Annotated in this window: 10 protein-coding genes; 8 read left to right on the top strand and 2 right to left on the bottom strand. The window is 42.0% G+C overall.

Annotation, left to right across the window (positions count from 1 at the left end):
- The first annotated feature begins 112 nt into the window (after positions 1 to 112).
- The 7 genes from secY to GQS64_RS08190 all read left to right on the top strand — a co-directional run bounded on the left by secY (position 113) and on the right by GQS64_RS08190 (position 7,618).
- On the top strand, positions 113 to 1,459 hold the full coding sequence (secY, locus tag GQS64_RS08220; RefSeq protein ID WP_077992503.1) for a preprotein translocase subunit SecY: 1,347 nt from the start codon (positions 113 to 115) through the stop codon (positions 1,457 to 1,459).
- A complete protein-coding gene (locus GQS64_RS08215; protein ID WP_077992500.1) occupies positions 1,456 to 2,034 on the top strand; it encodes an adenylate kinase in 579 nt (192 codons plus the stop codon). Before secY ends, GQS64_RS08215 begins: the two co-directional genes overlap by 4 nt.
- A gap of 185 nt (positions 2,035 to 2,219) precedes the next feature.
- Positions 2,220 to 2,588: a 30S ribosomal protein S13 gene (gene rpsM, locus GQS64_RS08210; RefSeq protein WP_075870498.1), complete on the top strand. Its 369-nt coding sequence runs from the start codon at positions 2,220 to 2,222 to the stop codon at positions 2,586 to 2,588.
- 129 nt (positions 2,589 to 2,717) lie between these two features.
- On the top strand, positions 2,718 to 3,107 hold the full coding sequence (rpsK, locus tag GQS64_RS08205; protein ID WP_075870499.1) for a 30S ribosomal protein S11: 390 nt from the start codon (positions 2,718 to 2,720) through the stop codon (positions 3,105 to 3,107).
- Between the two features lie 93 nt (positions 3,108 to 3,200).
- Entirely contained in the window at positions 3,201 to 4,214 is a 1,014-nt protein-coding gene (locus tag GQS64_RS08200) for a DNA-directed RNA polymerase subunit alpha (RefSeq protein WP_198231238.1), read from the top strand.
- Between the two features lie 23 nt (positions 4,215 to 4,237).
- Positions 4,238 to 4,663, top strand: coding sequence for a 50S ribosomal protein L17 (gene rplQ / locus GQS64_RS08195; protein ID WP_077992496.1), 426 nt, complete (start codon positions 4,238 to 4,240; stop codon positions 4,661 to 4,663).
- Positions 4,664 to 6,385: 1,722 nt separating this feature from the next.
- A complete protein-coding gene (locus GQS64_RS08190; protein ID WP_198231237.1) occupies positions 6,386 to 7,618 on the top strand; it encodes a DNA cytosine methyltransferase in 1,233 nt (410 codons plus the stop codon).
- Positions 7,619 to 7,627: 9 nt separating this feature from the next.
- On the opposite strand, the gene GQS64_RS08185 is transcribed toward GQS64_RS08190, so the two are convergent.
- Entirely contained in the window at positions 7,628 to 8,551 is a 924-nt protein-coding gene (locus GQS64_RS08185; RefSeq protein ID WP_198231236.1) for a response regulator, read from the bottom strand.
- Positions 8,548 to 10,920, bottom strand: coding sequence for an ATP-binding protein (locus GQS64_RS08180; RefSeq protein WP_198231235.1), 2,373 nt, complete (start codon positions 10,918 to 10,920; stop codon positions 8,548 to 8,550). The genes GQS64_RS08185 and GQS64_RS08180 overlap by 4 nt, the downstream gene beginning before the upstream one ends.
- Before the next feature lie 1,965 nt (positions 10,921 to 12,885).
- Here GQS64_RS08180 and GQS64_RS08175 point away from each other — a divergent pair.
- A complete protein-coding gene (locus GQS64_RS08175; RefSeq protein WP_369805240.1) occupies positions 12,886 to 14,283 on the top strand; it encodes a DegQ family serine endoprotease in 1,398 nt (465 codons plus the stop codon).
- Positions 14,284 to 14,298: the final 15 nt, after the last annotated feature.

Raw genomic sequence — 14,298 nt, 5'->3', positions numbered from 1 at the left:
GTTAAAATAGCTTTAACAGGCGTTGTTTCTCTTTGCGTTTTTTTGCGCAGGGGGGTAAAGCATGTGTTGATTTTCACGGTATTTTGCCGTGAATTAAAACCGGAGAGATTTTATGGCATCTGCCGCAGAACAACTGGCTTCCAATCTTAATTTTGGCGCATTTTCGCGCGCTACCGAACTGAAGAAACGTATCTGGTTTACTTTGGGTGCATTGCTTGTCTATCGTTTCGGTACTTACATTCCTATGCCGGGAATCGATGTTAATGCATTAAGACAGACATTTGCCCAGCACGCATCCGGCGTTTTGGGTCTATTCAATATGTTTGCCGGTGGTGCTGTCGGGCGTATGGCGATTTTTGCACTCGGCATTATGCCATATATTTCAGCGTCGATCATCGTGCAGTTGATGACTTCCGTGATCCCTTCGCTTGAAGCTTTGAAGAAGGAAGGCGAGACGGGGCGAAAGATTATTAATCAATATACCCGTTATGGAACTGTTTTTCTGGCGTTGATCCAGGCTTATGGTATTGCGATTGCTCTTGAGAGCGGAATGGGAACGGGTCTGCAGATTGTGACCGAACCCGGAATGATGTTCAGAATCAGTGCTGTTATTACACTGACCGGCGGCACGATCTTTTTGATGTGGCTGGGCGAGCAAATCACCTCTCGCGGAATTGGTAACGGTATATCGCTCATTATTTTTGCAGGCATTGTTGCAAATCTCCCCTCAGCGATTGCGCAGCTTTTAACAGCTCATGCGCAAGCCGATCTTTCAACGTTCATGTTGCTTCTTATTATTGTTATTTGTATTGCGGTTATTGCTGTTATCGTTTTTGTGGAACGGGCGCAACGCCGGATAATTATTCAATATCCCAATCGTCAGATGGGTAACCGGATGTTCAAAGGCGATACATCGAATTTGCCGTTGAAGCTTAACACTGCCGGTGTCATTCCTCCCATTTTTGCGTCGTCACTTTTGATGCTACCGGCAACGATAAATAATTTTTCGCAAAACATGCCTCATTGGCTGCAAACGATTTCGTTTTCGTTAAGCCATGGGCAGCCGCTTTATATGGTGGTTTATGCGGGGCTTATGGCATTTTTCTGTTTCTTTTACACGGCCATTGTTTTCAATCCGAAAGACACAGCCGACCAGTTGAAAAAACATTCAGGCTTTATTCCCGGAATAAGACCTGGCGAACGGACAGCGCAATATATTGATTATGTGCTTACACGCATTACCGTTGTAGGGGCTATCTATATTATTCTAGTTTGCCTGTTGCCGGAATTTTTAATGTCGACCTTGCATGTTCCGTTCTATCTTGGTGGTACGTCGCTTTTGATCGTTGTGACTGTTACACTTGATACAATTGCACAAATTCAGGGGCATCTCGTCGCTCACCAATATGAAGGCTTGCTTAAGAAATCAAAACTCAGAAGCGGGAAAAGAAATAGATGAAACTGATCTTTTTAGGACCGCCCGGTGCCGGTAAGGGTACTCAGGCAAAGATTTTGACCGAAAAATACGGTATACCGCAACTATCAACAGGTGACATGTTGCGTGCGGCTGTTGCTGCCGGAACAGAAGTCGGTAAACGTGCAAAGTCGATTATGGATGCCGGCGGGCTGGTTTCCGACGAGATTGTGAACCAGATTGTTTCGGAGCGGATTGACGAGCCGGACTGTTCAAAAGGCTTTATCCTTGACGGGTATCCGAGAACGGTAGGGCAGGCAGAGGCTTTGCAGGAAATTCTGAATAGCAAACATACGAAACTGGACGCAGTGATCGAACTTGTTGTTGATCGGAATGCACTTGTTGATCGTATGAAGACGCGCGTTGCAGAAACCATTGCCGCAGGTGGCAAGGTGCGCTCCGATGATAATCCGGAAGCATTTGCGAAGCGGCTCGTAGAATATAGTGATAAAACTGCTCCCTTGTCGCAGTTTTATGAAAAAACCGGACTGTTGAAGAAAATTGATGGTATGGCTTCTGTCAAGGATGTCACACTTGCAATCGAAAAAGCACTTCACTGATAACAGTCTGTCATATAAGTGAAAGAGGAGTTGACTTTTCCGGCGAAATCCGTCAAAGACAGCACAATTTCATTTTTTTGAGAGATGATTGGAATCGGCATTGTGTGCGGTTCTGGTCGGTTTGTGCTTTAGTTCAGTGTTGACTAAAGTGCAAATGGTTGAAATTTAATTTAAGGAGAACAGGCGTGGCTCGTATTGCTGGCGTCAACATCCCGACGAATAAGCGCGTTATTATCGCTCTTCAGTACATTCACGGGATTGGACCGAAATTTGCTAAAGAAATCGTTGATAAAGTCGGTATTCCTGCTGAACGCCGTGTGAGTGAACTTTCGGATGCTGAAGTTCTTCAAATCCGTGAAGCTATCGATCACGATTATCAGGTGGAAGGTGACCTTCGCCGCGAAGTTTCGATGAATATCAAGCGTCTCATGGATCTTGGTTGCTATCGCGGTTTGCGTCATCGTCGTTCGTTGCCGGTTCGCGGTCAACGTACACATACCAATGCGCGTACCCGCAAAGGCCCGGCACGGGCTATTGCCGGTAAGAAGAAATAATAGATAAAATAATTTTTGCCCCAACTGGCTTCATAGAACGAATAATAGTTTCTTTTATTATGTTGGTCGGGGTCAATAAGGTGTAGCCGCTGGAAATACGGCGGTGCAGAGATCAGTGAAAGGAAAATTATGGCCAAAGAGCCTACGCGTATTCGCCGTCGCGAACGTAAAAATATTTCGTCGGGCGTTGCCCATGTCAATTCGACATTCAATAACACGCTCATAACAATTACCGATGCCCAAGGAAATACGATTTCCTGGTCGTCTGCCGGTGCACAGGGCTTTAAAGGCTCGCGTAAATCGACACCTTTTGCCGCTCAGGTAGCAGCAGAAGATTGTGCAAAAAAGGCGCAAGATCACGGTATGCGGTCTCTCGAAGTGGAAGTTTGCGGACCGGGTTCCGGTCGTGAATCAGCTTTGAGAGCACTTCAGGCTGCAGGTTTTATTATTACATCTATTCGTGATGTGACACCCATTCCGCATAATGGTTGCCGTCCGCGTAAGAAACGCCGCGTTTAATCCGGTTGTTTTTCGGTGTCAGAGCTTGGCTCTGGCGTTCAAGCTGGCCGTCACGGCTGAATGGTGACGGAAGTAAAGGACAGGAATAGGAATATGATCCAGAAAAACTGGCAGGAACTGATTAAGCCTAACAAAGTCGAGTTTCAGACGCAGGGTGGTTCTAACAAAGCTGTTGTGATCGCCGAGCCGCTGGAGCGTGGTTTTGGTTTGACATTAGGTAACGCTTTACGGCGTGTATTACTGTCTTCTTTGCGCGGTGCGGCAATTACTGCTGTGCAGATTGATGGTGTGTTGCACGAATTTTCGTCGATACCCGGTGTGCGGGAAGACGTTACAGATATTATTCTGAATATCAAGGAAATCGCTATCCGCATGGAAGGCGAAGGTCCGAAACGGATGGTTGTTCGCAAAGAAGGTCCGGGTGTTGTCACGGCAGGCGATATCCAGACAGTCGGCGATGTCGAGATTCTCAATCCAGAACATGTGATTTGCACGCTCGATCAGGGTGCCGAGATCAGAATGGAATTTACGGTCAACACCGGTAAGGGCTACGTTCCTGCCGATCGCAATCGTAATGAAGATGCTCCAATCGGGCTTATTCCCGTTGATAGCCTCTATTCGCCCATTCGCAAAGTTTCGTACAAGATCGAGAACACACGCGAAGGTCAAGTTCTCGACTACGACAAGTTGATCCTGACTGTCGAGACGAACGGTGCGGTTAGTGCAGAAGACGCTGTAGCTTTTGCTGCCCGTATCCTGCAAGACCAGCTTTCTGTCTTCGTCAATTTCGAAGAACCGCAGAAAGAAGCTCCGCAAGAGCAGGTTTCCGAGCTTGCATTCAACCCCGCATTGCTCAAGAAAGTGGATGAACTGGAGCTTTCGGTTCGTTCGGCCAATTGTCTTAAAAACGACAATATCGTTTATATTGGTGACCTTATCCAGAAAACGGAAGCAGAAATGCTGCGTACGCCGAATTTTGGTCGTAAGTCACTTAATGAAATCAAGGAAGTTCTCGCGTCAATGGGGCTTCATCTTGGTATGGAAATCCCCGCTTGGCCGCCAGAGAATATCGACGACCTTGCAAAACGTTATGAAGATCAATACTGAGTTAGAAATTAAGGAGAAGGCTCATGCGCCATGGTAAATCAGGCCGCAAGCTGAACCGCACTGCTAGTCACCGTAAGGCGATGTTTGCCAATATGGCAACGTCACTGATCGAGCATGAGCAGATCGTGACGACGCTTCCAAAGGCAAAAGAAATCCGCCCGATTGTCGAGAAATTGGTAACATTAGGCAAACGTGGAGGTCTCCATGCTCGCCGTCAAGCCATTTCGGCAATTCGCGATGCAAAGCAGGTAGCAAAGCTTTTTGATACTTTGGCTCCCCGTTACGCAAATCGCAATGGTGGTTACCTTCGTATTATGAAAGCAGGGTTCCGTCAGGGTGATAATGCTCCGTTGGCTGTCGTCGAATTTGTAGAACGCGACGTAAATGCCAAAGGTGCGGCTGACAAAGCACGTGTTGAAGCTGCTGCCAAGGAAACAGAAGCAGCTTGATTGGCTATCATTTGAAAAATGATTGATAATTAAAAGAAACCCGCTGTCAAAGCGGGTTTTTTATTGTCTTAATTTATTTGCGTTTTCATCGGTTTTCTAGAATTCCGTTTTTTGATTGTGAAATGCGGGAAACAACTTTTTTAAACTTTAAAAAATTTGGTATTGTAACTTCATTTTGGAAAAAGCTTTTTCTTCATTACGCTCGTTCTTGTTTGAGATTGCGAGTATTGCCCGAATTAAAATTATTGCTCGAATTTGCTGGCTTGTAGGTCTGGCGGTAAATAATTCGCTTGCCTATTAAATCTTAATTTGAATGACATGGATGTTCCCAAATCGAAAAATGGAAGAATTTCCAAATGAAACCATTGAATGGTTTTCAACATTGAATATCCGGAATTTTGCTATCACGAAAATATTGCTGAAGAAAATTGAATGCCAATATAAATGCCGAAAATGGCGTAGTCTGTAAAACTAGAAACATCTGCAATTTGAATTGTCTACGATCTTTGGCAAGTCGTTAAATTGCCGAACGAGGCTCGGGACTCATCAATCAGAATAGAAAATGACTATAAAGGCGATGTATCGAGCCGAGAAAAGCCTGTCTGCACATCGATCATAGCGAGTTGTATCAGCCGCCGGTCTTTGATCTTGGTAAAGAGAATCGCTGGTTTTGTTGCATAGTTGATAGGCTCGCCTCATGAAGAAGATTTGCGTGGTTCTAGTTTTTGTTGGAGGAAATGCCAGGCTTAATCTTCCTGATAGGCGGCCTCGCTGAACCAATGGGCATTATACCCCCGATCTGCAATAAATTTTCTGACCTCGGTTAATCGGAGCAACAGGAGAGGGCTCTTATCGTTATTCATCTGGCCTTCGACATTAGCAGCCAAATAGATTTATCAATTTTATTACAGATACTAGGCAGTTTGGAGTTCAAGCTACCTATAGAGCCGCAGCCAATATGGTGAGGAACATCTCCTTTTTTTAAACGGTGTGCGGCAGTGTGATACGCCTTGAGATGCGTTGCGTCGATCATAATGCATCGCGGTTTTGGGCCTTGCCGGATAAGAGGGTGGGAGAAATGCGGCCAGATACGCCAAATCATTTCCAACGGATAAAGCAATTATAGAGCGTTTTATTCGGGTGAGCCGAGGGGGCATCTTTCCACTGCAAACCTAGTTTGATGACATAGACAATGCGGCTCATAATGCGCTGCCAGTCATCGGCACACGTTCCTCCGTGTGACAATGGAAAAAGGGAGATGTACGCGCCATGCGATCTTAGTTAAGTAAAACAACTCACTTATTGGTTATTCCTCCCTCATACGACCAATCAATCGTAATTCAATCAAACAGGAAAACAATAAAATTAATAGGCCCTGTGTCCAAGCTAACTATTATAGTACAAGTAGTATTGATATGTCCTCCTGTCATTCAAGTCTAGTTTTAGACATAAGTCATTGGTTTCAGTTGACCACTTTTGCGTATAAAAAACACGCTTCTATGATAAGGAATAATTGACAATTGTTATTAGAGATTGCAGCGTGAAGTTATCAATGATAATCAATATACGATTTATATACCAATTTTAGAAAAAGTTTGTCTAATTTCTTGATGAATTAAATAAAACGTTTATCGATAATCGTCGACATGTTGTGCGCAGCACCTCGTTGAGGACAGTATGAAGGTTTCGTAAGCTAATTTACCTTAGATGGCCGTTAGTCTAATGCCGAGATATAGATTTATAGATATTTTTGCAGGATGTGGTGGATTAAGTTTAGGCTTAATGCAAGCTGGGTGGCAAGGACTTTTTGCAATTGAACGTGACGTCAATGCGTTTCAAACATTGCATGATAATTTAATAGCGTCAAATAGTTCGTTTCAATTTGCTTGGCCAAAATGGCTTCCGAAAGCGGCGATTAACGTAGCGGACTTAATTAAAACTCAGAGATTTCAACTAGCTAAATATGCTGATACTGTAGATTTATTGGTTGGGGGCCCACCATGTCAAGGTTTCTCATCGGCGGGTAAGCGTAACCCTAATGATCCGCGCAACCGCCTTGTGGAGGAATACTTTACATTCGTCGATCTTCTGAAACCGCGAGTGGTTTTAATTGAAAATGTCCGTGGTATTACTACTGACTTTAAGGGTAGCCTACTAAATGGAGAAAAATTGAATTATGCGCGTTGGATTGTAAATACACTGAGTAAAGATTACGTGGTTTCAACGAGAATGATCGACGTATCTTCCTTCGGTGTTCCACAAAAACGTCATAGGTTTTTTATTGTAGGTTTTCGGAAAGGAACTGGATTAGATCGAGTGGATTTTTTCAACAAAATTGAACGCGACCGTCAAATGTTTCTTAGCCGTAAAGGTATTAATTGCACGCCAATACCCACTAAGGCAGCAATTTCCGATTTGGAAGTTTCGCGTAACGGTATTATACCAAGCCGTGATACTAAGGGCTTTAAAGATATTGCTTATAATGGCCCACTTACTACTTATCAGACATTGATGAACAACGGATGTGAAGGTATTCCTCATGACACCCGGTTGGCACGACACCATCCAGAAATTTCAGCTCGTTTTGCAAAAATCATTGATCTCTGTTACGCTAATGGCCGATTAAATAGGTCGTTGTCACCCGATATTAAAGCAAGTTTTGGTCTTAAAAAAAATGCTATTCGTGTGCTTGACCCTGATGCACCATCGCCAACTATTACGAGCATGCCAGATGACTTGATTCACTATTCCGAACCGCGTACTCTTAGTGTGCGAGAAAATGCAAGGCTTCAAAGTTTTCCAGATTGGTATGCTTTTAAAGGAAAATATACGACCGGTGGACAACGAAGAAAAATGGAAGTTCCCAGATTCACTCAGGTCGCAAATGCAGTTCCCCCTCTGGTTGCGGAAGCGATTGGCGTATCTCTTGCTAAATTACTTCGCGAAATCGATTAGCTAAAAAACTTATATTTCGTCCAATAGATCTTGGAAATCTAGGAGCGCAGTTCTAAGCTTTGTCATATCTTCCGAGGTAATCTTTTCACCTTTACGGTTAAAAAAAGTGCAGGTAAAACCTTCCTTTTCAACGGTCATATGTGCCAGATCATTACGTTGTGTTATTATTTTGTCATGGTAAAATTTAAATTTATCTTCGTTATTTTTATATTGTTCAGAATTTTCAATTAGTTCTTTAAATAAGTGGAAACAATCAATACTCGTGTAAATCCAATGATACTTTTTTATATGTTCAATATCACTTAAGTTTTTCTTTATTTTTTTAAGAATTTCTTTATATTCGTTAATATCTTCTTCAAACTTTACACTCTTTTTTCCTACTTTTTCTATTATTTTTTCTATGATTTCCTGTTTTTCTTTATCGGGGGAACAATTGAAAATTTCACAAATCTTGCGAAATATCATGTAATCGATGTCGCTTGTTGCACCCATTACAATTCCGCGTGAATGATCAATATCCAACACCTTTTTTATCAGGCTCTCGAATACCCCTGCGACAACGTCAGGAAGATCTGTTCGCTGACTAATAAACAAACCTTCAATCTCTTTCCGCGCCTTTTCCTTTATCTCTCGGAAATTCTGATTTGCTGAATAAAATATAATATCTTTATAGGGAAATTTTTTTCTTACTTTTCTTAGGCCGTCCATACCATCTTCTTTACCTTCACCGAGATCATAATCCATCAAGACTAGATCAATATGGTCTCCATAAATGTCGTCGGCCAAATACTCCTCAGCTTCATCGACTGTCTTAGCAAACTCTACGGAAAGTCGGAAACCATGCTTACGTATGAGATGGCTGATACGATCCTCTTGATCTGTAACATTCGCGGGCTGATCTTCAACCCAAAGTACATTAAAGTCTAATCTCATTTGGCAATCCTAATAAGAAAGGACGCCCCATTCCGACCATCCGGAGTCATTGGCTCAATAGTACCGTTCATTTCACCTAGCACTTGCCGAACGTGGTAAAGCCCCAAACCTGAACCATCGGTGGTTGTAAAACCTTTTTCGAATAAACGCTCAAGATCAGTAATATTTGAATCAAACCCTTTTCCGTCATCGCTCACTTTGACATGTATTGTCGATTTCGTAGGATGGCTTATTTCAAACTTGATTGATGTAGCCCGCGCTTTTCGTGCATTGGTTATTAGGTTGTCAATCACCACTGATATATCAATTGGCTTGAACCGCTGTTGAAAGCCTTTATCATCACTTTCAACGCTTATCGTCAGCGGGCCTGACAGGAAGTCCTTTGCAACGTCGTTTATGTATTGCTTTATATATTCCCCAAGATCAGCATCAATATTTTCTGAATCAAGCCTAAAATTGGCCTTAGTCGCGAATTTTGAAACGCCAAGAACTTTGCTATTAAGAAACGAAATTGCGTCTAAAACGTCGATAACCTCAGTAAAAGATACAGTTTTGGATGCCGATAGTTTTACCAAAAAATTTTCAATTTTCTGTTTAATTGCTGCCGCATATATCGTGACCTGATGGTGTAATGATAGGACTGTGTCGGTATCAAGTGTAGATATAGAAGATAGGAAAAGGTTTCGCTTTCGCTCTTCGTCCAATTGCTCCTGAGTTTCAGCAATTGCTTTCTCCGCGAAGTAAGCACGAGCTTGAGCTGTTTCTTTTGCTCGTCTTTCCTCATCAGCTTGTTTACGAGCATATTCTTCAGCTTCTCGAAGCTCTTCAAAACGCTTTTCTGCTACCTTTATATTGTCAAATAAATTTTTATCTTTTGTCTTTTCAGCGATAGCACGCAAGTTGCTTAATGAGGCCTCAAATTGGGCCGAACGTTCACTGAGAATTCCTATTAATTTTTTACTATAATCCAATAGTTCAACATTTTTATCATCAACTAATTTTGCCACAGCTTCTGTAACGCGAGCACGTCCTGGATCGGTTAAAAGCCGTGAAACATCACTAGTGTTTTTATCTTCTTTATCAACAAAGGTAACCGGTACAACATAACGTTCGAGACGAACCAGACATTGGTCTCGGAAACACTTACGCAGTTGGGCCACTGCTGGTGTTTCTATAAGTCCGGCGTTCCGACTGGATGCTTCTTGAAAATCTTCGTCAGTTCCTGACACATCGATACGCCCAATGACATCACGTGTGCCCAAATAACGTGCATATCCTTGCGTTTTTCTTCGGTTCATTCCAAGCCAATCATCAAACTCTTCACCGATCGGATAAACTCGAAAACCATTTCTGAAGAGGAAGACAGAACCAAACTGAACCGAAGGAACGCCCATACGACGTGCAAAAGTAGTTTTCGCAGATTGGTTTAAAAAATAGACCTGACATTTGAATCCCGAGTTTACGAGCAAAGGGTATTCATTTGGCTCTCGTATTTGATAGATTAGTTCACCGCGATCAACCAGTTTGCTCTCAATATGTTTTCCATCACTGTCAATGTTAACCTCTATAAAAGTCGTTTTTTCTCGCAAGGTATCGAAAATGAAATTGCCAACCGCACCATTTACAATAGAGTTTGCATTCACCTCTCCCCCTTTATTTGCGGCTCGTGCGGCTTCATGCTGGTCCGTTGCCTTTTCAATTGGAGCATGAATTATAATTGCAAATTTATCTACATTTGTACCAAATGGATTTATCAATTTTGCCAAAGCCGCCTTTAATTTAAGGATTTTATCACGGTCCCAGGCCTGTCGTGTTTTTTCTATAGTTATTGCCGTTCCATAATTTGGAACGTTAAGGTTATCAGGAAGCAAAAATCCCTCTGGCCGAGCAACATAACTTAGTTCAATATTCTCAAAGTGTTCTTTATGGTCCTTATCAAAGCGATCCCAATCAATAATGATGCAATGAACTGGTCCGTCGATTTCTGATTTTGGCCGAGTTTGCAAGTGAAGCAACGATCCAAGTCTATCTGATGAAAATCTTCCTATTCCTTTGCTTCCCGCGTAATGCCGACGTTCTGCTATATCATCACGAAAACTAGTTTTCTGATTAGATTCACGTTTTGTTGAATAGGCAACAAAGAGCCATTTGCGCTTAATATCATCATAAGACATGCCTTTTCCATTATCAGCGATTATGATTTTTGACTTGTCAAAATAAAGCTCAACCAAACTCGCCCCCGCATCAAACGAGTTCTTTACCAACTCAAATATCGCAACTTCGTCATCCGTTATAAGTTCACTACCGAGTATACTTTTAAGACCAGTGCTTATATCAAAATGAAGTTGCGGCTTTTGCTCAGTAGTCATTGATTCTCTTCCTAAACATCACAGCTATCGTCTCGCCTGCATATTCTATATATAGAAGTAATTTTGACGATTAACACATCAATTTATTATTTTATCAGACTATATCTATAGATTTTATTTTAAAATAAAATCCAAAATTCAACAAGATTCATATCTTTAGGAGCATACGCATTAATTAAAATAGAAGGCAACTGTAGCGGCGACGCATATAGCCGAGAAAAAGTGAGTGCACATTGGTCATACCATACGGCAACACGCTGCCAGACTTTGAATTTGGCAAATAGATTCTCGGTTTTAGTGGCGAAGCTGATAGCTTCGCTTGTTGAAAGAAGTTTGCATACTTCTAACCATTGTTGGGGGGAGCTTCTTGGTATGCAAAGTTTGTCTGAACTGGTCGGCATCATAACCCGGATCTACCATAAATTCCCTGACATCAGTTATTCAGAGCAACGAGAGAACGGCCCTCTTATTGTCCCTCATCCCGCCTTTTGACAATAATGGGAAATTAGGTTTGTCCGTTTCATGGCAAACACTATGCAGTTTGGAATTTAAGCTGCATTTTGTGCGACCAAAATAGCGAGGAACAGTTCTTTTCTGTAAAGGGTTGCGACTATGCGGTGCGCCTTGAGATATGTTGCATCGTCATAATGATTCGCGGTCTCAGCCCTTGCCGAAAAAGAGGAAATGCAATCAAATACGCCTAAATCCTCTCCAACGGATAAAACGGTCAGAGAGTATTTTATTGGAGCCAGCCTATGGGGCGTCTTTTCATTGCAAACTTCGTTTGATGGCGTAGATAATGCCGCTCATAACGCGCCGCCGCTCATCGACACATTTTACTTCGTGCGACAAAGAAAAAAGTGCAATATGTGCGCCATCCGATCTTTTTAATGAAAAAACATAAATTGGGCTCGTGTTCGATAATAAACAGCGATAGGCAATGAATGATTGAATGTAATTAAAAAGCTTTATAAGTTCGTTGTTGTCGTATTGGTCGGCGCAATAGAGCAAGGGATGTTGACTAGCTTTCTGAAAAGGTTAAAATGTGATCGGATTTATCCTTAAAGTCTTCCTTTATAAAGTAAGGTGCCATTGAGAAGGAAAATGGGTTTTTTCTTATGGAACACTGAAAGGCGTGCTCTGTGGTTTCGGTGAATATGAGAGAAATAATGATGGCTAATTCCGTTATTGATCGTTTAAGTCGCAAAATAACAAAGCGAATATGCAATCTTCGATTTGTCACTTTTATTGAATGAAACATATTATTATTCAATAATAATATTAAGTTATTTTTAATTTAAACGAATAAAAAATATTATTGTGTTGAAAAAATACAAATTGAGAAAATAAAATATGTATAAAATAATAAAAATATTTTGAAATTTAAAGTTTAATTAATTGTTTTTTTAAATATATGGATAGAATTTTTGATATTTTCTTTTTTAAAATTAAAACACATAATACGAAATAATTATTTTGCTCATAAAAATTGAAAATATTAGGCATAAATGTTCTGGAGTGATGCAGATAGCGTGAAACTATTGAATTTTACACTAATCCTGAATTGATAGACAAAAGCAATTCTAAAATGTGGCGTGGAAATATTATTTAATTATAAGCGCCGACAGAGTAAAATAACAGTCGAAGGCACGAGAAAAGTGATTTAATAGACGAAAGGCGGTATGTTCCCGGTCGTTTAAAGAGAATCGAAGGAAGAATTTTCAGACGGCAAGCTGGTGACATTCCTTCGTTTCAACTACGCTTTTCCAATTTCTTAAATTTTCGATTTCTTTGCTCCAAACAACCCAGTTGATAAATTGTATTTGATATCGTTCTTTTGCCAAAAATTATTAATAACATAGAAATTGTTTGAATGAATGTGGGCAAGGATTTTACAGTTGCAGAAAAGCGATGATCAAAAAATTCTTGGGCAAATCATAAGACGCACACTGGTGTAAGGAAGCGATGATGAAACTTTTGTTTAAGATTATTGGCCTGTGCAGCTTTCTAGCACTCATTGGACCTCAAGCCGGTCTTGCAGAAGTTCCGCAGTCGCAAGCAGAGATCAAATTGAGTTTCGCGCCTCTGGTTAAAAAGACCGCACCGTCGGTTGTGAATGTCTATGCTGCAAGAATCGTTCGTGCGCGGTCACCTTTTGCCAATGATCCGTTTTTTGAACAGTTTTTCGGACAATCGTTCAAAAATGCACCCTCGCGCAAACAGTCATCTCTGGGGTCGGGCGTGATAGTCGATGAGAGCGGTCTGATTGTCACGAACTATCATGTTATTCGTGATGCTGATGAAATCAAGGTTGCTTTGTCGGATGGCCGCGAATTTGAAAGTAAAGTTATGCTTAAAGATGAAGCGACCGATATAGCTGTCCTGAAAATTACGCCCAAGGGCGCACCTTTTCCGGTTTTGCCGCTCGGTGATTCAGATGCGGTCGAGGTAGGCGATCTCGTTTTGGCAATCGGCGACCCCTTTGGCGTCGGGCAAACTGTTACAAGTGGCATCGTATCGGCGCAGGCACGTACCCGCGTGGGAATATCCGATTTCGACTTTTTCATCCAGACAGATGCTCCGATCAATCCCGGTAATTCGGGCGGCGCGCTTATTGATATGAAAGGCGAGCTGATTGGCATCAATACGGCTATCTATTCCCAATCGGGAGGGTCGGTCGGTATCGGCTTTGCAATTCCGGCAAATCTTGTAAAAACCGTTCTTGATGCGGTAAAAAGAGGCGAGCAGACATTTGAACCTCCCTATATCGGTGCTTCTTTTCAAAATGTAACGGCAGATGTTGCCGAAGGTTTGGGAATGGCTCAACCTTATGGCGCCATTATTATTGATGTTGCAAAGGGAAGCCCTGCTGAAAAAGCCGGTCTTAAAATCGGTGATGTTATTTTGAAGGCACAAAATGTGCGTATTGATAATCCGGACAGCCTTGGTTACCGCCTGATGACAACGGGAATCGGTCATACGCTCGATATTGAGTATCTGAGAAATGGCGAGACCGGAAAGACCTCTATTTCTCTCACTTCGGTTCCCGAAAACGAGGTTTTACGTCCGGAAAAATTGACAGGAAATACTCCTTTTACCGGTGCCGAAGTTATGAATTTGACGCCAATGAATGCACGCCGGTTTCATGTAGCACCAGATGCGGCAGGTGTTGTAATCAATAATGTCGACGATAATAGCAATGCCGCCGGTCTCTTTCAGCGCGGAGACATTATCCATGGTCTCAATGGCAAGGAAGTCAAGACAGTTGCCGATTTGAAAAAAATTCTTTCAAATGGTCAACCGCGTATCTGGCAGCTTGAATATGAACGGAATGGCATGTTGGTTCGGCAATTTGTACGTTGAGGTATTTTTTTGGCT

Origin of the sequence: Bartonella sp. P0282, assembly GCF_048452985.1 — a bacterium.
GTDB lineage: Bacteria > Pseudomonadota > Alphaproteobacteria > Rhizobiales > Rhizobiaceae > Bartonella > Bartonella choladocola.
This window is presented reverse-complemented; position numbering and strand designations above follow the sequence as displayed.

Bases quoted from the DNA above. Each gene is read 5' to 3' on its own strand.
- secY (WP_077992503.1), top strand. From the start codon at position 113: ATGGCATCTGCCGCAGAACAACTGGCTTCCAATCTTAATTTTGGCGCA.
- GQS64_RS08215 (WP_077992500.1), top strand. From the start codon at position 1,456: ATGAAACTGATCTTTTTAGGACCGCCCGGTGCCGGTAAGGGTACTCAG.
- rpsK (WP_075870499.1), top strand. From the start codon at position 2,718: ATGGCCAAAGAGCCTACGCGTATTCGCCGTCGCGAACGTAAAAATATT.
- GQS64_RS08200 (WP_198231238.1), top strand. From the start codon at position 3,201: ATGATCCAGAAAAACTGGCAGGAACTGATTAAGCCTAACAAAGTCGAG.
- rplQ (WP_077992496.1), top strand. From the start codon at position 4,238: ATGCGCCATGGTAAATCAGGCCGCAAGCTGAACCGCACTGCTAGTCAC.
- GQS64_RS08190 (WP_198231237.1), top strand. From the start codon at position 6,386: ATGCCGAGATATAGATTTATAGATATTTTTGCAGGATGTGGTGGATTA.
- GQS64_RS08185 (WP_198231236.1), bottom strand. From the start codon at position 8,551: ATGAGATTAGACTTTAATGTACTTTGGGTTGAAGATCAGCCCGCGAAT.
- GQS64_RS08180 (WP_198231235.1), bottom strand. From the start codon at position 10,920: ATGACTACTGAGCAAAAGCCGCAACTTCATTTTGATATAAGCACTGGT.
- GQS64_RS08175 (WP_369805240.1), top strand. From the start codon at position 12,886: ATGATGAAACTTTTGTTTAAGATTATTGGCCTGTGCAGCTTTCTAGCA.